The sequence below is a fragment of the Pseudomonas sp. JZ114 genome, from assembly GCF_051027705.1.
Taxonomy (GTDB): domain Bacteria; phylum Pseudomonadota; class Gammaproteobacteria; order Pseudomonadales; family Pseudomonadaceae; genus Chryseomonas; species Chryseomonas luteola.
On the sequence record NZ_CP069256.1, the window covers coordinates 77,791 to 98,553 of the forward strand.

The 20,763-nt window shown below is 60.4% G+C and carries 17 protein-coding genes; 12 read left to right on the forward strand and 5 right to left on the reverse strand.

Translation table 11 applies throughout. The annotated features are described in order from the left end of the window. Positions 1–1,137: an ABC transporter permease gene (locus JQR90_RS00400; RefSeq protein ID WP_312271231.1), complete on the reverse strand. Its 1,137-nt coding sequence runs from the start codon at positions 1,135–1,137 to the stop codon at positions 1–3. Then, the gene (locus JQR90_RS00405; RefSeq protein WP_434140273.1) at positions 1,134–2,534 is read right to left on the reverse strand and encodes an efflux transporter outer membrane subunit; all 1,401 of its coding nucleotides are present in this window, start codon (positions 2,532–2,534) and stop codon (positions 1,134–1,136) included. Before JQR90_RS00405 ends, JQR90_RS00400 begins: the two co-directional genes overlap by 4 nt. A gap of 280 nt (positions 2,535–2,814) precedes the next feature. Between JQR90_RS00405 and JQR90_RS00410 the strand changes: the two genes are divergently transcribed. The 7 genes from JQR90_RS00410 (at position 2,815) to JQR90_RS00440 (ending at position 11,331) form a co-directional block, all read left to right on the forward strand. Then, positions 2,815–3,540, forward strand: coding sequence for a response regulator (locus JQR90_RS00410; protein WP_010796419.1), 726 nt, complete (start codon positions 2,815–2,817; stop codon positions 3,538–3,540). After that, entirely contained in the window at positions 3,525–4,682 is a 1,158-nt protein-coding gene (locus tag JQR90_RS00415; protein WP_010796420.1) for a sensor histidine kinase, read from the forward strand. Before JQR90_RS00410 ends, JQR90_RS00415 begins: the two co-directional genes overlap by 16 nt. Positions 4,683–4,831: 149 nt before the next feature. Continuing rightward, positions 4,832–6,325: a YdgA family protein gene (locus JQR90_RS00420; RefSeq protein WP_010796421.1), complete on the forward strand. Its 1,494-nt coding sequence runs from the start codon at positions 4,832–4,834 to the stop codon at positions 6,323–6,325. Positions 6,326–6,444: 119 nt separating this feature from the next. Next, positions 6,445–8,097 carry an isovaleryl-CoA dehydrogenase gene (locus JQR90_RS00425; protein ID WP_073450134.1) on the forward strand — a complete coding sequence of 551 codons (1,653 nt, stop codon included), beginning with the start codon at positions 6,445–6,447 and terminating at the stop codon, positions 8,095–8,097. Positions 8,098–8,187: 90 nt separating this feature from the next. Further along, positions 8,188–8,499, forward strand: a complete 312-nt coding sequence (locus JQR90_RS00430; protein ID WP_434140274.1) for a hypothetical protein — start codon at positions 8,188–8,190, stop codon at positions 8,497–8,499. 38 nt (positions 8,500–8,537) lie between these two features. Next, positions 8,538–8,867, forward strand: a complete 330-nt coding sequence (locus tag JQR90_RS00435) for a four-helix bundle copper-binding protein (RefSeq protein ID WP_010796424.1) — start codon at positions 8,538–8,540, stop codon at positions 8,865–8,867. Positions 8,868–8,970: 103 nt separating this feature from the next. Then, positions 8,971–11,331, forward strand: a complete 2,361-nt coding sequence (locus JQR90_RS00440) for an FdhF/YdeP family oxidoreductase (RefSeq protein ID WP_010796425.1) — start codon at positions 8,971–8,973, stop codon at positions 11,329–11,331. A gap of 31 nt (positions 11,332–11,362) precedes the next feature. Here JQR90_RS00440 and JQR90_RS00445 read toward each other — a convergent pair whose 3' ends face one another. Further along, positions 11,363–11,563: a DUF2905 domain-containing protein gene (locus JQR90_RS00445; protein WP_010796426.1), complete on the reverse strand. Its 201-nt coding sequence runs from the start codon at positions 11,561–11,563 to the stop codon at positions 11,363–11,365. Positions 11,564–11,585: 22 nt separating this feature from the next. On the opposite strand from JQR90_RS00445, the gene JQR90_RS00450 reads away from it, so the two are divergent. Continuing rightward, positions 11,586–14,249 carry a mechanosensitive ion channel family protein gene (locus tag JQR90_RS00450; protein WP_010796427.1) on the forward strand — a complete coding sequence of 888 codons (2,664 nt, stop codon included), beginning with the start codon at positions 11,586–11,588 and terminating at the stop codon, positions 14,247–14,249. An 84-nt stretch (positions 14,250–14,333) separates the two neighbouring features. Here JQR90_RS00450 and JQR90_RS00455 read toward each other — a convergent pair whose 3' ends face one another. Continuing rightward, a complete protein-coding gene (locus tag JQR90_RS00455; RefSeq protein WP_010796428.1) occupies positions 14,334–14,885 on the reverse strand; it encodes a gamma carbonic anhydrase family protein in 552 nt (183 codons plus the stop codon). 181 nt (positions 14,886–15,066) lie between these two features. On the opposite strand from JQR90_RS00455, the gene prlC reads away from it, so the two are divergent. The 4 genes from prlC (at position 15,067) to JQR90_RS00475 (ending at position 19,818) form a co-directional block, all read left to right on the forward strand. After that, positions 15,067–17,118 (forward strand): oligopeptidase A, encoded by a 2,052-nt coding sequence (gene prlC / locus JQR90_RS00460; protein ID WP_037030631.1) that lies wholly within the window; start codon positions 15,067–15,069, stop codon positions 17,116–17,118. Beyond that, positions 17,115–17,387, forward strand: coding sequence for a YheV family putative zinc ribbon protein (locus JQR90_RS00465; protein ID WP_010796430.1), 273 nt, complete (start codon positions 17,115–17,117; stop codon positions 17,385–17,387). The genes prlC and JQR90_RS00465 overlap by 4 nt, the downstream gene beginning before the upstream one ends. Beyond that, entirely contained in the window at positions 17,387–18,160 is a 774-nt protein-coding gene (locus JQR90_RS00470; RefSeq protein ID WP_010796431.1) for a DUF1835 domain-containing protein, read from the forward strand. The genes JQR90_RS00465 and JQR90_RS00470 overlap by 1 nt, the downstream gene beginning before the upstream one ends. A gap of 107 nt (positions 18,161–18,267) precedes the next feature. Next, entirely contained in the window at positions 18,268–19,818 is a 1,551-nt protein-coding gene (locus tag JQR90_RS00475; protein WP_010796432.1) for a phospholipase D-like domain-containing protein, read from the forward strand. On the opposite strand, the gene JQR90_RS00480 is transcribed toward JQR90_RS00475, so the two are convergent. Then, positions 19,819–20,682, reverse strand: coding sequence for a LysR family transcriptional regulator (locus JQR90_RS00480; protein ID WP_010796433.1), 864 nt, complete (start codon positions 20,680–20,682; stop codon positions 19,819–19,821). Between the last annotated feature and the right edge of the window lie 81 nt (positions 20,683–20,763).

Here is a 20,763-nt window from a genome sequence, read left to right on the forward strand (position 1 = left end):
TTACCTCAACAGCAGTGCAGGGTCAGCGCGCAGCAGGCCGCGCATGGCAATGAGCCCGGACACGAGCGCAAGGCCCAGGACCAGGGCGGCGCAAATCAACGCGATCGGGGTGTTCATGGCCACGGGGACGTCATGGCGGGCGGCGACGCTTAGCAGGACCGTGCTGGTAAGCCCGGTAACAAGCAAGCCGAGCCCGCCAACCCAGCAGGACTGTTCAAGCACCACCTGACACAGTGATCGGAAGCTGGCGCCCAAGGCGTTGAGCACCGCATATTCGCGAGCAGAGGCGGCTACCATGGCCATCAGCGACTGGCTGGTGATCACCCCGCCGACCAGGCAGACAATGCCTGCCATGAACAGCACGGCTACCCCCGCGCCGGTATCGAACATCCAGTAGAGCTGGGAGCGCCAGGCAAACTGCTTGGCTGTCCAGACCTCGAAGGGACCGAAAGATGGGTTGGCGACCAGGCGGGCCTGGGCCGCCTCGACATGGCTGGGCTTGCGCACCTTGGCAACGTAATAGGTCGGTCCGCTGCCAGGATTGTCATCCCCCTGCAGCAGGCGGGCCGTGTCCAGTGAGGCCAGCACGTTGACGCCACCCAGGCCGCGCAGACCGGCAATGGCCGCGACGACATGAACGCGATGGCCATTGATCCATGCGGATTGATCCAGGCTGACGCCCAGCTGATTCAGTTCCGAGCGGTCGACAATGACGGCGTTGGGCTCTTCCAGGCGCTGGCGCAGTCCTGAGGAGAGCAGGCTGGAAAACATCATGCCCTGGCGGCCCGGATTGATCCCCGATACAAAGACCGAGACTCCACCGCTTTTCTCATGGGTGCCATGCCAGTCGCCTTCCACCCAGATATAGGGTTCTACATCGGTAACATCCGGGTCCATGCGCAGGCGCATTTCTACGTCAGGACTGATCGTCCGACCAAAGTTGACGCTCTGGGTACCTGGATAGCCCGCCCATAAATCGGCGGATGAGGACGAGACGTACACCGCCGCGCTGCCAAAGATACCCAGCACCAGTGCAGCCTGGACCGTCAGCAGCACACCGGAAAAGCCAATGGCCAGAATGGCGGGTAGAAAGCGGCGCCATTCGTGGAACAGCGTCTTGCGGGCCAAGGCAATCATGTGTGCTTCTCCCCGGCTCCGGCAGGAAGCGGTGCGCCGCCCAGCGCCTTATAGAGCGCCACGAATGCCAGGCTTCGACGAGCCTGGGCCGTGGTAAGTTGAAGCGAGGCCTGCAACTGGTCACGCTGGGCGTCTAGCTGCTCCCATTGGCTGGTCAGGCCTAGTTGAGTCAGGGTCAGGCCGTGCTGCGCCCGTTTGTCCAGTGCCGCTTCTGCCTGCTGCAGGTGCGTGACCCGCTCCTGCTCCTGGCCAAAGGCCGCCAGGGCTGCTTCGGTCTGGGCAACGCTGTCGAGCAAGACCTGGCGGTAACCCTGCAAGGCGGCCTTCATAGCGTACTTCTGGGCTTTCTCTGCGGCTTTGCGCTGGCCCCAATTGAAGATAGGCAGGTCGATAATCGGACCTACCATGGGAACGCTGTTTGAGCGGACCTTTTCGTGCATTGTCATGTTGTAGGCATACAGATAGGAAGTGCCCAGCGCGACGTGAGGATAGAGATTGGCATGGGCCAGACCCAGCTCACCGGCTGCCTGCAGGACGTCGGCTTCTGCCCTTTGGATATCGGGACGGGTGCGCAGGAGGTCACTGGGCACCTGCTGCACCGAGACCTGCTTGATGCGCGGCAGCGGCTGTACCGTATTCCAAGAGGCATCTGGTGAGGTCTGCCCCAGCAGGGCGGCCAGGGATTGCAGGGCTCGTGCCTGGACCTGGCGGGGTTGCGCCAGGCGTGCCAGGGTCTCGGCCTGTTGGGCCTGGAGTTGCAGGCGCTGATCGGGCGACGCCAGATGGCTGGGAATACGGATATCCAGCAGGGCCAGGGCCTTCTGATCCAGCGCCGCCAGGGCTTCAAGCGTCTGGATCTGTTGCTGGGCGGCGCGCAGTTCGAGGTACTGGCGCACCACTTCCGAAACTACAGTGACCTGGGCGGCCTGCTGCTCGGCTTTGGCCTGCTTTATCCTGGCTTCGGCCTGCTTTTCAGCACCTTCACGCGCGCCAAACAATCCCAGGTCCCAGACCGCGTCCAGGCTGATCTGGAAAAAGGTATCCGTGGCTGAGACTTCCTCGCTGCTGCGGGTTGCCAATGACAGTTGGGGCAGATAATCGGCGTCAGTCTGGCGTGTCAGCGCGCGGGCCTGCTTCAGACGGCTCGAGGCTTGGGCCAGCGTCAGGTTATCGGATACCGCACGTGCCAACAGCTTATCCAGTACGGGGTCGTTGAAGGACTTCCACCAGCCGTGCAGATCAACGGTCGGCGCTGCCGATGCAGGCTGGGCAACCTGTTGCTGCCACTGGCCCGGCAGCGTCTGGGGCAGCGCCGGTGCATCGATCTGCGAGCAACCCGCCAGCACCGTAAGTGCCAGGCTGCAGGTAGAGCAAAAACTGACCGGAAAGCGAACCATACGACAGCGAACCCTGGACAGCGAGTATCCAATCGAAAGAGGTTTGTGTAGCCCGAGGCTACGGCGTGAGGGAATTGTGCAAAGTCAAACTTGCGTGGCTTTGCAGGTTTTGTGGAGGAACGATGGAGACGCGAACGTCCGGTGCGGATGAATGAACGCGCAGGCATGAAGTCCAAGTCGATACGCTTGGTTTGCGCTAGTTTGGTAGTCCGCGGGCTACCCTCGTAGAGGTGTGAGCAGGTCCGTATACTGCTTCGGATTGAACTCAGAGGCGCTATGTATGAGTAACGACCCCCGGCCATCAGGTCCTCTCGTCCTGTTCGTGGAGGATGAGCCGAGCATCTCGGATATTCTGGTGGCTTATCTGCAACGTGACGGCTTGCGTACCGTGCATACGGCGGACGGGCTCGAAGCCCTCCAGCTGTTCCGTCGCCTGCGTCCGGATATCGTGCTGCTCGATATCCGCCTGCCCGGCATGGATGGTGTGGATATCCTCAAGACCATTCGCAACGAAAGCGAGACGCCGGTCATCATGGTCAGCGCCCTGGCCGACGATCTCGACAAAATGCTCAGCCTCCGCCTGGGGGCCGACGACTATGTGGTCAAGCCGTATAACCCGGCCGAGGTTGTGGCCCGTGTCCGGGCGGTATTGCGCCGCACCAGCGCTGTCCAGACGCAGACACATACGTCTGCCCCGCTGCGCGTAGGTCGTCTGGAAATCGACCAGCAGGCCTACATGGCCCGGGCATACAGCGAAGGCGGCGAAGCTCAGGTCCTGCCACTGACCCTGACCGAATTTCGTCTGTTGAGCACGCTGGCCAACCAGCCTCGCCGCTGCTTTTCGCGCAGCGAGCTGATCGAGTCCTGCCTGCCGGAAAGCGACGCGCTGGACCGGGTTATCGACTCGCACCTGAGCAAGCTGCGGCGCAAGCTTCAGGATGCCGGTTGTGATGATCTGATCGAAACTGTACGCGGCATTGGGTATCGACTATGGCCCGAGTCCTAGACCGCATATGGGTCCGCTTCGGGCTGAATATTGTTGCCACGGTCTTTGTGACCATCGGCCTGCTCTGGGCCACCATCTTCATCTACACACAGTACGAGTACGACCGCTTCTACAACAACCTACCCGTCAACGTCCGGCAGGAGATGGATCAGCTCGAGGCGCAGGATCAGGACAACAGTCCTCGGATGATTGAGATCTACAGCCAGTACTGGCGGGGCGATCCCTGGGACGGCGAGCAGCTGGCGCTTGTCCTGGGGCTGGTGTTCTGTCTGCCGTTCGGTCTGATCGCCGGGCTCTGGACGTCGCGACTCGTGACCTTGCCGGTGGGGTCCATTGCCGAGGCGGCCAACCGGATCGCCCTGGGCGATTTCAGCGTGCGGGCGCACAGCAAGAGCCAGCGTGGCGAGCTGGCGGATCTAGTACGCGATTTCAACCACATGACCGATTCCCTGGAATCTTTAGAGCATGAGCGCAAGGCCACTGCGGCTGCTATCTCCCATGAGCTGCGCACACCTATCGCTATCCTGCAGGCTCGGTTACATGCCTTGTGCGATGGCGTTATTCCGGCTGAGCCGCTGGAATTTCAAAAGCTACTCGAACAGGCTGAACACCTGGGGCGGCTGGTGGATGATCTGCATACCCTGTCGGTAGCCGATGCCGGGCGTTTGTCGCTCCATATGGTCACGGTGGATCTGGCTGAAGTGGCGCGGGACACCCTGGGCAAATATGCCAGCCGTCTGGACAGTTATGGGATTGAGGCCGAGCTGGCGGTGGAGGCCCCGGACCTCACGGTCAAGGCCGACGAGGATCGGCTGCGACAGATCCTTAACAACCTGATCGAAAATGCGCTGCGCTATGCACGGGAAGGCGGCTGGCTGGAGCTTCGCCTGAGTACCCATGCCGAACAGGCCGTAATCGTGCTGAGCGATGCCGGCCCCGGCCTGCCTGATGTCATCAAGGCCAATCTGTTCAAACGCTTTCAACGCGCGGATGCCTCGCGCAATCGGGCCAGTGGCGGAACCGGCCTGGGCCTTGCCATCGTCAAGACGCTCACGGTGCTGCAGGGTGGTCGCATTGAGGCCGGTGAGTCGGCGCGTGGCGGCGCACAGTTTCGTATCTATCTGCCGTTGAGCCGTGTCTGATCACGTATCAACATAGCCGATACCCAAGGCGATTGGCATAATCGCGCCGGCTTGCAGGCCTGAAACCGCAAGCCGGACCTTTCGACTGGCCGCGCCGCTGGTGCTCGACCGGCTGAAAATGGATTTTCACCCCTTATACGAGTTCTCTCATGAAAAAAGCAGCTGGAATTGCTGTCGGTGTTGCCCTGGTCGTTGGAGCGGTCGCTGTAGGCGGTGCCTGGTATACAAGTACCCAACTGGAAGGTGCGCTCAACCAGGCCATTGACCAGACCAATGCACAATGGGCCAAGACGCTACCTGATCAATCGGCGCATATGGAGCTGGTCAGTCTGGACAAGGGGCTCTTCAAGAGCACCGCCCATTACCGCATCGTCCTGCCGGGTAGCGGCTTGGGATTGGACACGCCGATTGAAGTGCTCATGGTCGACCACCTGGAGCACGGCCCTTTCCCTGCGTCCCGTCTGGCCTCCTTCAAGCTGGCGCCGGTCATGGCCAGCAGCCATTTTGCGCTGGAATCCAGCCCCAGCCTGCAGGCTTGGTTCACGGCTGCCAACAATGCGGTACCCGCGTACGGCACAGCGGTAATTGGTTACGACCAGCAGGTGAATGGCACGCTGACACTGCAGCCCTTCGAGCTTAATGAGGATGAGCGACACGTAGCCTTCGCTGGGGCAACGCTTGGGTTCAAGACTGACCTTGAGCTGAAACGCTATCAGCTCGACCTGTCGGCGGATAGCCTGGTATTGACCTCGCCGACCAAAAACGGAGCGATGGTCAGCACAACGTTGAAAGGCATGCGTGTTACCGCCGATCGCAGCCTGGGACAGAGCGGGCTGTATACGGGCCGCTCGGACCTGGGCCTCCAGTCGATGCAGATCCAGGGGGACACCCTTCCACCGGTGGTCATGCGCGATATTACCGCCCAGGACAATCTGCAGGAGCACGGCCTGAGGCTCGCCGATACCATCCACTACACACTGGGTGGTATGACGGTTGACGGTAAGGAGGTAGGAAGTGGCCGTATGTCCCTGAGTTTCAGGGATATCGATGCGGCAGCCTTGCAAGGCATGGCGACCACCTATTCGCAGTATGCCGAGCGTGTCCAAATCGATCCGGAAACCCAGCAGATGCCCGCAATGCTGCCGGAAGAGCGGGCCCGTATGCAGTCCTTTGGCAGTACGTTGCTGGCGGCCAATCCCGTGGTCACGCTGGACGAGTTGTCCTTCAAGACCGCCCACGGCGAGAGCCGCTTCAACATGGCGGTCAATCTGACGCGTCCGGCGGAATATGATCATCTGTCGCCCGCCGAGGTGTACCAGCAGATGATCAGCCGGCTGGATATGCAGCTTCGCCTTTCCAAGCCGATGATCGCTGACCTGCTTGCGCTCAAGAATGACCCGTCCCAGGATGTTGCCGACGCTGCCCAGGATGCCAAGGCGGCAGGTGAGGCGATAGGCGACATGGCGGCGTCGTCGCAGATGGCTCGGGTGGAAGGCGATGACATTGTCGCTACGCTCAACTATGCCGACCAGATGGTCGACTTCAACGGCCAGAAAATGACCCCGGAGCAGTTCGCCATGCTAATGCAGAACACCGCGCTGGCGGCTATCACCATGTCAGCACTGGCGCCCCAAGCACAGTGATTCTGGTGCACGCGGTGGCTGGCTGATGCCGCCGCGTTTCATCGGTCTCGGCAAATAGCACTCCCCGCCCCCGGACAATGGCGCTATAACTAACCCACCTTAGTCAGGGAGCGGTCGCCATGTTGTGGAGTCAGTTCGCCGAAACGCACGAGGTGTTAAATCAGGTCCCGCCGTTGGAAGGAGTCAACCTCTATCGGCTGGATACGCCACTTCAGGAGTGGATACACCGCTACCGCGGTGGTTGGGCGGATGACCGTCTCGGCGTCTATGGGGCGCTGGCGGGAGGACCTCTGATGGCGGCCGGTTTTCTGACGAACCGGTATCCCCCCGAATTTCACAGCCATGACCGGTACGGTCATCGTATCGACCAGGTCGAGTTTCACCCTGCCTACCACGAGTTGATGCGTACCGCCGTCGAGCACGGTATCCCTTCCCTGCCATGGACCGATCCGCAGCCTGGCGCTCATGTGGCACGGGCAGGCCTCATGTACCTGCATAATCAGGCCGAAGCCGGTACGAGCTGCCCGCTGACGATGACCTTTGCCAGCGTACCAGCCCTGTTGCACCAGCCGGAGCTGGCTGCGCGCTGGCTTCCCAAGGTCACGGCGCGCGTCTACGATCCGTCCCATGCGCCCATGGAGACCAAGGGCGGTGTGACACTTGGCATGGCCATGACCGAGAAGCAAGGCGGCACTGATGTGCGCGCCAACACCACTCAGGCTCACCCTGTGGGCTCCCCTGGCCCGGGCGAGGCCTATGAACTGGTTGGCCACAAGTGGTTCTGCTCGGCGCCCATGTGTGATGCCTTCCTGACGCTGGCACAGACCGCCCAAGGGCTCTCGTGCTTCCTGCTGCCACGCTTCCGGCCGGACGGCAGCCGCAATCAATTCTACATCCAGCGGCTCAAGGACAAGCTGGGTAACCGCTCCAATGCCTCCAGCGAGGTGGAGTACCGCGGTGCGCTGGCCTGGCTGATCGGCGAGGAAGGCCGTGGTGTGGCGAATATTCTGACCATGGTGGGGATGACCCGCTTCGACTGCATGATTGGCTCCAGCTCGCTCATGCGGCAGGCGCTTACGCAAGCCATGCACCATTGCGCCCATCGGCAGGTCAGTGGCAAACGGCTGATTGAGCAGCCGCTCATGCAAAATGTTCTGGCTGACCTGGCCCTGGAAAGCGAGGCCGCCCTGGCACTTACGCTGCGTCTGGCGCAAGCGCTGGATCAGCCGGACGATACGGGCGAACGGGCCTTCGCGCGGCTGGCCACAGCGGTGGGCAAATACTGGATCTGCAAGCGGGCTCCCGCCTTTATCAACGAGGCGCAGGAGTGCCTGGGCGGGGCGGGCTATATCGAGGACAGCCTCCTGCCACGGTTATATCGCGAGGCGCCGGTGAATTCCATCTGGGAGGGCTCCGGCAATGTGCAGTGTCTGGATGTGCTTCGTACGCTGTCACGTGATCCGGACGTGGCAGCCGTCCTGTTCCAACATCTGGATGAAGGCCGTGGAGATGTGCGGTTGCAAACCCATGTAGCGCGGTTGAAGGCCGCCTTGGCTAAGCAGGATGATCTGCCGTACCGCGCCCGACAGGTCACGGAGAGCATCGCCCTGGCCCTCCAGGCGCGTCTGCTGCTGGATGCGGGCAACCATGAGGTAAGCGATGCCTTTCTGGTCAGCCGGTTGGGCGAGCGCCACGGTTATGTCTATGGCACGCTGCCTCTGGGCGTGGCGCATGAGGCAATCCTGCGCCGCAGCGCACCCTTGATGGTATAGCGCCAGCTTTCCTGCCCAGGGATGAAACCTTGGGCGGCTCCTGCGGTTCATACCTGTATCGTGTACAAGCAGGTGACGACAGGCATGGGTATGCGCGCCTCCTTTCTGGTGCTGTTGCTGGGCTTCTTCCTTGGAAGTGGCTACGCCCAGGCATGCCGTGCGCCCGGATCTCCGTGCCCCTTCATGCAGGCCGAACAGATTGACGTTCGCTACTCGTCGCCCTCTCCTGCCTCTCAGAATACCCTGATGGTCAAGGCATGCTGCTGCGTTCCGGCACAGGCTGCTGCGGTACGACTAACATTTGCCCGTGCCCCCCTTCCTTCGGACCCTTACGCGCCGTTCTTCTACCACTCCGTATACCCCTCCCTGCCTGATCCACCTCCCAAGGCCGTGCCCGTTTGAGCCCATCGATTAACCCTTATTTCAAACGGAGAACGATCATGACGACTTCTGCTTACGACGCCTGCATCAAAGCCTGCTCCAACTGTGCCCTCGTCTGCGAAATGTGCGCATCGGCGTGCCTACGGGAAGAGGACGTGAAAATGATGGCACGCTGTATCCAGCTTGACCGGGACTGCGCCGACCTGTGCGCCCTGGCAGCGGTGCTGATGCAGCGCGAGAGCCCTTTGGCCAAGGAGTTTTGTGCACTGTGCGCCAAGGCCTGCCGTGCTTGCGGTGAAGAGTGTGCCAAGCATGACATGGACCACTGCCAGGCCTGTGCCAAGGCTTGCCTGAGCTGCGCGGAAGAATGCGAGCGCATGGCGGCCTGATCCATCCGTACCCCGGCGCTCCGGCGCCGGGCCCTTTCGCTTTGGAATGTGGCCAACCGTGAGCTGACAAGGTCAGCGGCCATCTGCCTGCAAGGAGCTACGCGTGAACAAACCTCGTTTCAAGCCTTATAAATCAGCCTCTGGTGGCTGGGGTTCAGCTTTCTCAGTCGCGAATATCCTGATCCGTGAGAAGTCGCCTGTCGGCTCCGGTCTTCTTTTACTCAAGCAAAACAAGCCGATCGAAGGCTTTGCCTGCGTCAGCTGCGCCTGGGCCAAACCCCACCCGGCCCGCCCTTTTGAATTCTGCGAAAACGGGGCCAAGGCCACCGCCTGGGAAAACACCAGCAACCGCTGCGGACCTGATTTTTTCGCGCAGCATACCGTGACGGAATTACTCAACTGGCGTGACTACGACCTAGAGCAGCAGGGTCGACTTACTCACCCGCTGCGCTGGAATGCCGAGACGGACAAATACGAGCCGATTCGCTGGGACGTTGCCTTTCGCGAGATTGGCGATGAGCTGAGGGCCATGGCCGACCCAAACGACGTGGTGTTCTACACCTCGGGCCGGGCGGCGCTGGAAACTTCCTACATGTTCCAGCTGTTTGCCCGTATGTATGGGACAAACAACCTGCCCGACAGCTCCAACATGTGTCACGAGAGCACCTCCATCGCCCTGCCGGAAAGCATTGGTGTGCCGGTGGCCACTGTGACGCTTAACGACATGGAAAAAACCGACGGCCTGTTTTTCTTCGGTCAGAACGTCGGTACCAGCAGTCCGCGCATGCTTCACCAGCTTGAAGAGGCGCGTCAGCGCGGCGCGCCTATCGTTACCTTTAACCCGATCCGTGAGCGCGGGCTGGAGAAATTTACTAACCCGCAGTCCCCGACCGAGATGGCGACCGGCAAGGAAATCACCATCAGCACCCATTACAATCAGGTCGCCATTGGGGGTGATATTGCGGCCATGGCCGGGATGTGCAAAAAGCTGTTCGAGATGGACGACCAGGCGCGTGCCGCCGGGAAACCACGCGTGTTGGATGTAGACTTTATCGAACAGCATACCCATGGCCTGGAGGCTTTCGAAGCGAAGATTCGCAGCTATACCTGGGAAGAGCTGGAGCGTCGTTCCGGCCTTACCCGCAGTGCCATGGAGCTGGCGGCAATGGTCTATGCCCGCTGCGAGCGCGTCATTGGCGTATATGGCATGGGGCTTACCCAGCACCGCCAGGGCGTAATGAACATCCAGATGCTTGTCAATTTGCTGCTGCTGCGCGGCAACATGGGCAAGGAAGGCGCCGGTATCCTGCCCGTTCGTGGTCATTCGAACGTGCAAGGGCAGCGTACCGTCGGAATCACCGAGAAGGCCAGCCACGTCCCGGCGGAAAACCTCAAGAAGCAGTTCGGCTTCCAAGCGCCCCAGGATGACGGCGTGAACACCGTCGAGGCGTGCGAAGGCATTGTCAGCGGTAAGGTAAAGGCCTTTATCGGTTTGGGCGGCAACTTTGTACGGGCCGTTCCGGAAACACTGCTGATGGAGCCGGCCTGGCGCAGGCTCAGGCTTACCGTGCAGATTTCCACCAAGCTCAACCGTAACCATCTGGTGCACGGTGAGAAATCCTACATCCTGCCATGCCTGGGCCGTACGGAAATCGATGTGCAGGCCACCGGTGAACAGCGCCATACCACCGAAGACAGCACAGGGTGCATCCGGGCCTGGCGCGGCGTTGCCAAGCCGGCGGCGCCTAATCTGTTATCGGAGCCCGCCATCGTGGCGGCACTGGCCAAGGCGACACTGGAGCCCAATCCCCGGCTCGACTGGGATGCCTGGGTCGCCGACTACAGTCTGATCCGTGACGCCATCGCCGAGAGCTATCCCGATATCTTCCATGACTTCAACGTGCGGATGCTGGAGCCCGGCGGTTTCCATCGTCCACTCGGTGCCTCCGAGCGCAAGTGGGCCACCGAGACCGGCAAGGCCAACTTCATCACTCCCGACAAGCTCACGCCTGATGATGACATCGAGCCTGATCTCAAAAAGCAGGGCGTGCTGCAGCTGATGACGCTGCGCAGTAACGATCAGTTCAACACCACCGTTTATGGCTACAGCGACCGCTTCCGCGGCGTCTATGGGACGCGGGCGGTCATCCTCATGAACCGTCGTGATATGGCCCGCCACGGGCTGGCCGAAGGCGACATGATCCAGGCCATTACTGCGGTGGATGATGGCGTACACCGGGAAGTCGGCCCACTCCGGGTGACGCCGTACGACATCCCTGAGGGCTGTTGCGGTGGCTACTACCCCGAATGCAATCCGCTGATTCCGCTCTGGCATTACGCGGAGCGCAGCAAAGTGCCTGCCGCCAAGTCCATTCCGATTCGGCTGCGCAAGGTCATCGCCGTGGTGAAGGATCGCAACGTCCCGTCCGAGCCGGCTTCACCGGCCGGGGTGGGCGCGGTGTAAGTGAACTGAGCCCTGGCAGTCCGGCCAGGGCTCAGCGATTGATCAGCCACAGCACGATGGATACCACCGCACTGATCAGAATCATGGTGGTGATAGGGAAAAAGAACGAGACGTTCTCCCGTTTGACGACGATATCGCCCGGTAGATGACCCAGCGGTAAGCGTCCGATCCAGGGCCATAGCAGGCCAACGGCAACTATCAGCAGTCCTATGACGATCAGAGTACGAGACATATCATCATTCGATTCGAGAGCCATGCCTAAACAGATTTCACGAGTGTGCCTTGCGTTCCTTTTAATCCTTTCTCTAGGCCACGCCCTAGCGGCCGATCAATCCGCAACGGCTGATGAAACCATTTCTCCAGGCGATGCTCGCCGCGCTGTTAGCGTACTGCAGGATGAACAGCAGCGCGCCGAGGCGGTGCGGGCCCTCAAGGCGATTGCCGACACGGCTCCAGCCAAGGACGCCGATGCAGCGAAGTCCGATGATCAATTGGCGGACGATACTGCTGCCGATACCGCTGCCCCTGCCGAAGCACCTGCTGCCGTGGCGATCGAAGCGAACGGTCTGATTGCCAGAACGCTCCGTCAGGTCAGTCGGTGGGGTGATGGGCTGGAAGATCAGCTTCACCAGATCAAACAGGCCGCCCTGGCGTTCCCGGTGTGGTTACGAACCCATTCCGCCAGTGGCCAGGGCAAGCATATCCTGAGCGAGGCGCTGGTCGATCTAACCATTGTTTTCGGCGTAGGCCTCGCCCTTGAATGGGGGTTGCGCTACCTGTTGGGCAGACCCCGCCGCGCCTTGATCCAGCATGCTGAAGAAGCAGACGAACGCGCCCGACGCGAGCAGGCCGAGCGGGATGAAAGGCAACGACTGGCTCAGGCCCAGGCCAGGGCGCGGGCCGAGCGGGAACAGGCCGAGCAGGCAGCTGCCGTTAATGCTGCCGAGGTGGGCGGCATTCGCCCGGCCAGCGAAGAAGTGGCGCTGGTACAGACGACGCGTGATGGTGTCGAGCAGATCGAGGCCGTACCGGTCGGTGCGACAAATGCCGCCAAGGGTGGCCCTGCCAGTACCGCGTCCGACTCCGCAGCCCAGTCCCAACAGCAGGCGACTGCTGATGCCGCTACGCATGATACAGCTGCTTCACCCCGGCATACCGCCATGCCGGGCGAGCATTGGAGTACCCTGCGCCACCTGCCCTATGCACTGGGCTCGCTAATCTTCGACCTGTTGCCGCTGGCGTTATTCTTTGGTGCAGCGGCGCTGATCATGCGGGCACTGTCGGGTGATGAACAGAGCGTCATGACGGTTGTTCAGGGCTTCGTGGGCGCCTACGTTACAGTGCGCGTCTGCATGGCCGTGGTTCGCCTGCTGATCTCGCCGATAGGCCACGGGATGCGCATCATCCGCGTCAGAACCGATATTGCCCAAACCCTGGAAACCTGGATACGGTTCACCGTTGTGCTGGCGGCGTTCGGTATCGCCCTGGCTGAGGCAGTCGAGGCGCTGGGCGCAGGCCGGGCGGGCCATCTGGCAATCGTCAAACTGTTCTCGCTGCTGGTTCACCTCTGTCTGGTCGTGCTTATCTTCAAGGTCCGCAAGCCGGTCGGTGCGTTGATCGAAGCACCTGCCGAGGCAACCGGGCCGGTGGCCGCCCTGCGTAACTGGCTGGCGCTCGTCTGGGCCTTCTTTGCCGCAGCATTCGTTATCGGGCTGTGGGTGGTGTGGGCGCTGGGTGTCGAGAACGGCTTTCCCAAGCTGATCAACTTTATTGCCCTATCGGGGGCGGTGGTCATTGCAGCGCGGCTGCTGGCGATCCTCGTCCTGGGCGCAGTAGGGCGTGCTTTTCAACCTAAGACCGACGCGCCTTCAGATGAGAGCAATACGCCTGCCTCGTCTGTACGCAGCCGCTTGGCTGATCGTTACTACCCGCTCGCCCGCCGGTTGATCACCGCAGCCATCACCGTGTGCACCGTCATTGTCCTGTTTCAGCTCTGGGGCCTTGACGCGCTGAGCTGGTTTGCCAGTGGCACCATCGGGCGCAGTCTGCTTTCTGCCGTATTGACGATCCTGGTGGCGGCTCTTGTGGCGATTGTTGTCTGGGAGTCGGCCAACGCCTCGGTGCAGCGGCGTCTGACGCAGTGGACAAACGAGGGGGATCTGGTCCGGGCTGCGCGCCTGCGTACGCTCTTGCCCATGCTACGCAGCTTCCTGCTCATCATTATCGTACTGGTGGTCGGCCTGACAGCACTCAGCCAGATCGGTATCAACACCACGCCGCTGCTGGCCGGTGCCAGTATTATCGGTGTGGCTGTCGGTTTCGGCTCGCAGAAACTGGTGCAGGACTTCATTACCGGTATCTTCCTGCTGATGGAAAACGCCATGCAGGTGGGGGACTGGGTCACCGTGGCAGGCGTCTCCGGTACGGTAGAGTACCTGTCGATTCGGACGGTACGTATCCGGGCCGGTGACGGTTCGCTGCATATCGTGCCGTTCAGTTCGGTCTCGACGGTCAACAATATCAACCGTGGAATCGGCAATGCGTCCATTCGTATCAACGTGGGCTACAACACCGACATCGATCAGGTCTTTGACGAGCTGAAAGCCATCGGTGCGGAAATGCGACAGGACCCGGCCTTCAAGGATCTGATCATCAATGATCTGGAGGTCTGGGGGGTGGACGCGGTCGACGGCTCCATGGTGACAGTACTGGGTCAGATGCGGTGTATCGACAAGGGCCGCTGGGGTGTGCAACGCGAAACCAACCGCCGCATCCTCAAGCGCTTCCGCGAGCTGGGTATCACCATTGCCGACCCACGTACCTATCTGGTCATGCCAAGCGAAACTGCTGCCACGGATCGGTCGCCCCTGCCACACGGTAACTATTTGCCCAGCAACCAGCCAAGCCCTGACGCCTGAGGGCTTGGCTGATAGGAGGAGGAGCGCTGTGCTCCGGCAAAGCGCTCTTCCTCTTCCCAACCGTAAATCCGTTGCCGCCGTGGCTCAGGCGTCGTGTTGGTCGTAGCCCTCGGCAAGGTGTTGGTCCTTCAACTTCACGTAGTTGGCTGCGCTGTACTCAAAGAAGCTACGCTCCTTTTCCGTTAGCGGGCGCGCCTGCTTGACCGGGCTGCCTACATACAAGAACCCGCTTTCCAGTGTCTTGCCCGGCGGCACCAGACTACCGGCGCCGATGATCACCTGACTCTCCACTACGGCCCCGTCCATGACGATGCTGCCCATCCCCACCAGGACCTGATTGCCGATGGTGCAGCCGTGCAGGGTGACCTTGTGGCCGACCGTCACATCATCGCCTACGATCAGAGGATAGCCGTCCGGGTTGTATGGGCCGGCATGGGTGATGTGTAGCACGCTGCCGTCCTGAATGCTGGTACGCGCACCAATGCGCACGCGGTGCATGTCACCGCGGATCACGGTCAGCGGCCAGACGGAGCTGTCTGCGCCCAGCTCCACGTCACCGATGACCACGGCGGTTGCGTCTACAAAAGCGCGTTCGCCCAGGACGGGCGTTTTATTCTGGTAAGTGCGAATGGTCACGATAGATACCTTTTCTAATCAGGCGAGCCTTGAGTCTGGTTAAGATGGGCTCCATATAGTCTTCTTTGAGAGCCTTTCGTTGACTGGGCAGACCCGGCCAATGCGTCCTCTGAGGCAGCATAGCCGTATCCCGGTCGGCGTGGGGCTCAAGCTACCCGTATATATCCTTAAGGGGAACACCGTGAGCGCCAGCAATCCTCTGTTACAGCCCTACGATCTGCCACCCTATTCCGCGATCAAGCCTGAATTTGTCGAGCCGGCCATTGATCAGATTCTGGCAGACAACCGCGCCGCCATTGCCGAGCTGCTGAAGACCCAAAAGGAAAACCCGACCTGGCAGGGGCTGGTCGTGGCGTTCGACGAGCTGAACGACCGCTTGGGCCAGGCATGGAGCCCGGTTACTCATCTGAATGCCGTGTGTAACAATCCTGAGCTGCGTACGGCCTATGAGGCCTGCCTGCCTAAGCTTTCTGCTTACTCCACGGAGATCGGGCAGAACAAGGACCTTTTTGAGGCCTACCGGAAACTGTCTGAAAGCGAAGAGGCCAAGGGCTTCGACGCTGCTCAGAAGAAGATTCTCGACAACGCCCTGCGTGATTTCCGCTTATCGGGTATCGATCTGCCGCCTGAACAGCAGAAGCGCTACGGCGAGATCCAGTCGCGCAAGTCCGAGCTGTCCAGCAAATTTTCCAACCAATTGTTGGATGCTACCCAGGCCTGGACCAAGCATGTGACTGACGAATCTGCTTTGGCAGGTCTACCAGATTCCGCCAAGGCCCAGATGGCCGCTGCTGCCCAGGCCAAAGGGCTCGACGGCTGGCTGATCAATCTGGAATTTCCCAGCTACTACGCCGTGATGACCTACGCCGACGACCGTGCCCTGCGTGAGGAAGTCTATGCGGCTTACTGCACCCGTGCCTCCGACCAAGGCCCCAATGCCGGCCAGTTCAACAATGGTCCGGTGATGGAGGAGATCCTCGACCTGCGCCAGGAGCTGGCGCGCCTGCTGGGCTACGCCAACTATGCCGAGCTATCCCTGGCGACCAAGATGGCTGAATCCAGCGAGCAGGTCCTGAATTTCCTGCGTGATCTGGCCCAGCGCAGCAAACCTTTTGCCCAGCGCGATCTGAATCAGCTTAAGGCCTTTGCTGCTGAGCAGGGCGTAACTGATCTCAAGAGCTGGGACACCGGCTACTTCGCCGAGAAGCTGCGCCAGGCCCGCTATTCACTTTCCCAGGAAGAGCTACGCGCCTACTTCCCGGTCGACAAGGTACTGTCCGGTCTCTTCGCTGTGGTGCAAAAGCTTTACGGTATCGAGATCAGCGAGATCAAGGATGGCTTCGACAAATGGCACCCGGACGTCCGTCTATTCGAAATCACCGAAAACGGTAAGCACGTAGGTCGTTTCTTCTTCGACCTCTACGCCCGTGCCAACAAGCGTGGCGGTGCCTGGATGGACGGTGCTCGCGACAAGCGTCGCAACGCCCAGGGCGAGCTGATCAACCCGATTGCTTACCTGGTCTGCAACTTCACCCCGGCCAGCGGTGGCAAGCCTGCCCTGCTGACCCATGATGAAGTGACCACCCTGTTCCACGAGTTCGGTCATGGCCTGCATCATCTGTTGACCCGCATTGAGCATGCAGGTGTTTCCGGCATCAACGGTGTGGCATGGGATGCGGTCGAGCTGCCGAGCCAGTTCATGGAAAACTGGTGCTGGGAGCCAGAAGGTCTGGCATTGATCTCCGGCCATTACGAGACCGGCGAGCCACTGCCCCAGGAACTCCTGGACAAAATGCTGGCTGCGAAAAACTTCCAGTCCGGACTGATGATGGTGCGTCAGCTGGAGTTCTCGCTCTTCGACTTCGAGCTGCATGCCACCCACGGCGATGGCCGTAGCGTACTGGACGTGCTGGAATCCATCCGCGATGAAGTCTCGGTTATGCGTCCGCCGGCCTACAACCGCTTCGCCAATAGCTTTGCCCACATCTTTGCTGGCGGTTATGCCGCGGGGTACTACAGCTACAAGTGGGCGGAAGTCCTGTCAGCCGATGCCTTCTCCAAGTTCGAGGAAGAAGGTGTGTTCAATGCTGAAACCGGCCGCGCCTTCCGTGAGGCCGTCCTGGCTCGTGGTGGTTCGCTGGAACCTATGGTGCTGTTCGTGGACTTCCGCGGCCGTGAGCCCAGCATCGACGCGCTGCTACGCCACTCCGGTCTTACCGAGGAGGCTGCATGAGCGGACCGGTAAAACGCTTCATCGCCGGGGCCGTGTGCCCCGCCTGCCAATCGGTAGACACGATGAAGATGTGGAATGAGGATGGCGTACCGCATCGCGAGTGCGCCTCCTGTGGCTATGGGGATACGCTGGACGAGCGAGGCAATTCGGTTCCCAAGGAATTGCCTACGCGCGTCAATGCGCCCAAGCAGTCAAAGCCTGCCACGGCTCAGGTCAAGGTGGCTCAGTTCTTTCCGAATCCCAAGCTCAAGAAGGACAAGCTTGACTGATGTGGCACGTTGTCTGTGGTGATGTCGCGGCTGAAGGTGTCCGTCAGGTGATTGATACCGAGGCCACTTCATCGCTACGGATAATGCGTGACGATCTGGCCGTAGGGCCGCTGGTGGATGTACATCAGCCGCCCTGTCCGGTTCGGTCGGCATTCTGGGAGGCCGTCTGGCCAGACGATGTTCCCGCTCCCGACTTTTCCCGCCAACTGGCGGACGATGCCACGTGGCTTGAGCATGCAGCACAAGGCAATCGCCCCATTACTGTCTGGCACGGCGATAGTGCCTCTGAGCAGCTTCTGCTCTATCGTATCGCTGCCGCTCTGCATGATTCTTCTGTTGCGCTATACAGTGTTCCATGTGGAACACATCGTAGCGATGTACAGACTCGCCGTGCGGTTGGCCAATGCTCACCTGAGTTGTTGAAGCAACTGTATAGCCCTGTCCTCATCCTGCCCGAGCAGCAACAGGATCTGGCTAAAGCCTGGCATGAGGCAGTCGAAGCCAAGGCCGGTATCAGGCGATGGTTAGACGGTGGTTTTTGGTACAGCGACTACGAAACGGTCGACACTATCCTCCTCCAGCATTGCACGCCAGAATGGCAACCGCTCGCACGAGTGATAGCCGAAGTCATGGTACGCAGCGAAGGATTTTTCGCGACGGATACCTTTCTAGGCTGGCGTGCCCGCGAGCTTAGCCATAAAGGCCACCTTATTTTGCAAGGGCCTGAAAAGGGACATTACTCCCAACAAATGGTCTGCCTGCCAACGGCCTGAACAATGACAGGTACAGGCCGGTCTTATCATGGCCTTCTGCCTTGCTCCTCTGAATTTAACTGCAACGTAAGCGTCGAAGGGATACGCATTCGACCTGGAGGGAATCTGTGTACGCCCGTTTATTACTGCTGTCCTTCGTCCTGTTGACGGGTTGCGCTCAGGTCCAGACACCAACTCCCTCATCCATGCTCGCGCCAGCCGGCACGCACCTCAACAGTGTGCTTCAACGGCAGGCCGTCAAGCATCCCGGACAATCAGGGTTTCGCCTTCTGGAGTCCAGCACCGACGCCTTTACCGCTCGCGCCGAGCTGATCCGCATGGCCCAGCGCAGTTTGGATATTCAGTACTACATTGTTCACGATGGGGTGACCACGCGCATGCTGGTCAATGAGCTGTTGGCCGCTGCTGACCGTGGTGTGCGGATTCGCTTCCTGCTTGACGACACCAGCAGCGATGGTAATGACTATGCCCTGGCGGCACTGGCAGCCCATCCCAACATCGAAGTTCGCGTCTTCAACCCGCTGCATATCGGTCGCAGTACCGGCGTTACGCGTTACATGGGGCGCTTCCTGCACCTGTCGCAGCAGCATCGCCGCATGCATAACAAGCTGCTGCTTGCCGATAACAGCGTAGCCATTGTAGGCGGTCGCAACCTGGGGGATGAGTATTTCGATGCCAAGCCCGAAATGAATTTCACGGACCTCGACCTGCTTGGAGCGGGTCCTGTCGCCCATCAGCTCGGTGTAAGCTTCGACCAATACTGGAACAGCGAGATCAGCCAGCCCATTACAGGCTTTCTGCGCCGCCCGCCCACAGCTCACGCGCTGACTCGAATGCGCACAGGGCTCAAGCGCTATCTGGACAGCGAGCGGGTAAAGGATTCGGCGCTCTACAACCGATTGCGCCGTTACGACACTGCACCGCAAATGGAGGGTTGGCTTCATGAGCTGACCTGGGCCAATGGCAAGGCGCTCTGGGACGCGCCACGTAAAGTGTTGGCAGAGGGCGAGCCGGACCGAAATCTGTTACTGACGACTCAGTTGATGCCCAGCCTTGACGACATGCACAAGGAGCTTTTCCTGGTCTCTGCCTATTTCGTTCCAACCCAGACAGGAGTGGAATACTTGGGTGAGAAAGCCCACGAGGGGGTAGATATTCGCGTGCTGACCAACTCGCTGGAGGCAACGGACGTTCCCGCTGTTCATGGCGGATATGCGCCGTACCGCGACGAACTGCTCAAGCAGGGCATCAAGCTCTATGAAATGCGCAACCGCCCGGAAAAGGGCCTGCATGCCTCGCCTTATAGCTTTGGTCAGTCGGCTTCCAGCCTGCACAGCAAAGCCATGGTGATTGACCGTGAGCATACCTTTGTCGGGTCCTTCAACTTCGACCCGCGTTCTATCCTGTGGAATACCGAGGTTGGCATCATGGTAGACAGCCCTGCCCTTGCCGGCCGGGTCCGTCAGCTGATTCTCGATGGTATGGCCTTGGGTGTCAGCTATCAGGTGAAGCGGGTCGACCGCGACGGAACAACCAAGCTGATCTGGCTGGAAGAACGCGACGGCAAACTGTATGAGCTGGACCATGAGCCTGGCGGATTGTGGCGCCGATTCAACGCCTGGATCGTGCGTGCAGTAGGCCTTGAGCGTATGCTCTGATCAGCCTTTTGCCGCCTTTACGCATTCCAGAAAGAACGACAGCGCCGCTTGCTTGCGCAGCCCCCGGCGGCAAATGGCGACCAGCTCGCGGTGAAACGTGAGCGGCCCTAGGGAAAGCGTGCGCACGCGCGCCTGAGCCAGCTGCAGACCAGCCTGAGGAATCAACGCCACCCCCAGGCCACACTCGACCATTCTGACGATAGCTTCCAGCTCATCAAGCTCTAGCGCTTCGCGAACGGTAATCCGGTGCTCCTGAAGGAACCGGCTCACCTGTCGGCCACCAAAGGAGCCTCGGTCATAACGAACGAAGGGCTGTGTTGCCAATAAGGCCAGCGGATCGTCGCCTGGCAACGTGGCGGGCGTGATGAGCACGAATGGCTCCTGGGCCAACGGAATTTCATCCAGCTCCTTGGGTAAGGCAAATGGCGGTTTGATCAGTAGCGCCAGATCGATCTCGCCAGCGTCCACACGGCCCAGGAGCTGCAGCGAGACACCAGGAATCAGCTTGAGGTCTACCTGGGGAGCATCTTGGCGAAAGTGCATCAGCGCCTCGGGCAGCACGCCGGTTTGAACCGTGGCGATTGCGCCGATCTTTAGTTCACCCTGCCAGTGGGCGACATCTGTGGGGGCCGCCATCTGCTCGTACAGCGAGAGGATCTGCTCCGCCAGCGGAAGCGCTTGCTGGCCGGAAGCATTGAGCAGCGCCGCGCGGCCGGTCCGGTCAAAGAGCCGTACGCCCAGGTCGCGTTCCAGCTGGCGCATTTGTGCACTGACTGCCGACTGCGTCAGGCCAACCTGTTGCCCAGCCGCTGAGAAGGTGCCATGTCGTGCAACTGCAATAAAGGTTTTCAATTCCCGAAGCACTGTCAGCCTCAAAATAGTTGCTGCTCGGCAGCAAGAATATTCGTTTTTCCATCGAAACGCTTGTGGCTGACAATAGGGTCT

Coding starts and splice junctions, on each gene's coding strand:
- JQR90_RS00435 (WP_010796424.1), top strand. CDS start 8,538: ATGACGACTTCTGCTTACGACGCCTGCATCAAAGCCTGCTCCAACTGT.
- JQR90_RS00445 (WP_010796426.1), bottom strand. CDS start 11,563: ATGTCTCGTACTCTGATCGTCATAGGACTGCTGATAGTTGCCGTTGGC.
- JQR90_RS00465 (WP_010796430.1), top strand. CDS start 17,115: ATGAGCGGACCGGTAAAACGCTTCATCGCCGGGGCCGTGTGCCCCGCC.
- JQR90_RS00405 (WP_434140273.1), bottom strand. CDS start 2,534: ATGGTTCGCTTTCCGGTCAGTTTTTGCTCTACCTGCAGCCTGGCACTT.
- JQR90_RS00415 (WP_010796420.1), top strand. CDS start 3,525: ATGGCCCGAGTCCTAGACCGCATATGGGTCCGCTTCGGGCTGAATATT.
- JQR90_RS00470 (WP_010796431.1), top strand. CDS start 17,387: ATGTGGCACGTTGTCTGTGGTGATGTCGCGGCTGAAGGTGTCCGTCAG.
- JQR90_RS00425 (WP_073450134.1), top strand. CDS start 6,445: ATGTTGTGGAGTCAGTTCGCCGAAACGCACGAGGTGTTAAATCAGGTC.
- JQR90_RS00420 (WP_010796421.1), top strand. CDS start 4,832: ATGAAAAAAGCAGCTGGAATTGCTGTCGGTGTTGCCCTGGTCGTTGGA.
- JQR90_RS00410 (WP_010796419.1), top strand. CDS start 2,815: ATGAGTAACGACCCCCGGCCATCAGGTCCTCTCGTCCTGTTCGTGGAG.
- JQR90_RS00400 (WP_312271231.1), bottom strand. CDS start 1,137: ATGATTGCCTTGGCCCGCAAGACGCTGTTCCACGAATGGCGCCGCTTT.
- JQR90_RS00450 (WP_010796427.1), top strand. CDS start 11,586: ATGCCTAAACAGATTTCACGAGTGTGCCTTGCGTTCCTTTTAATCCTT.
- JQR90_RS00430 (WP_434140274.1), top strand. CDS start 8,188: ATGCGCGCCTCCTTTCTGGTGCTGTTGCTGGGCTTCTTCCTTGGAAGT.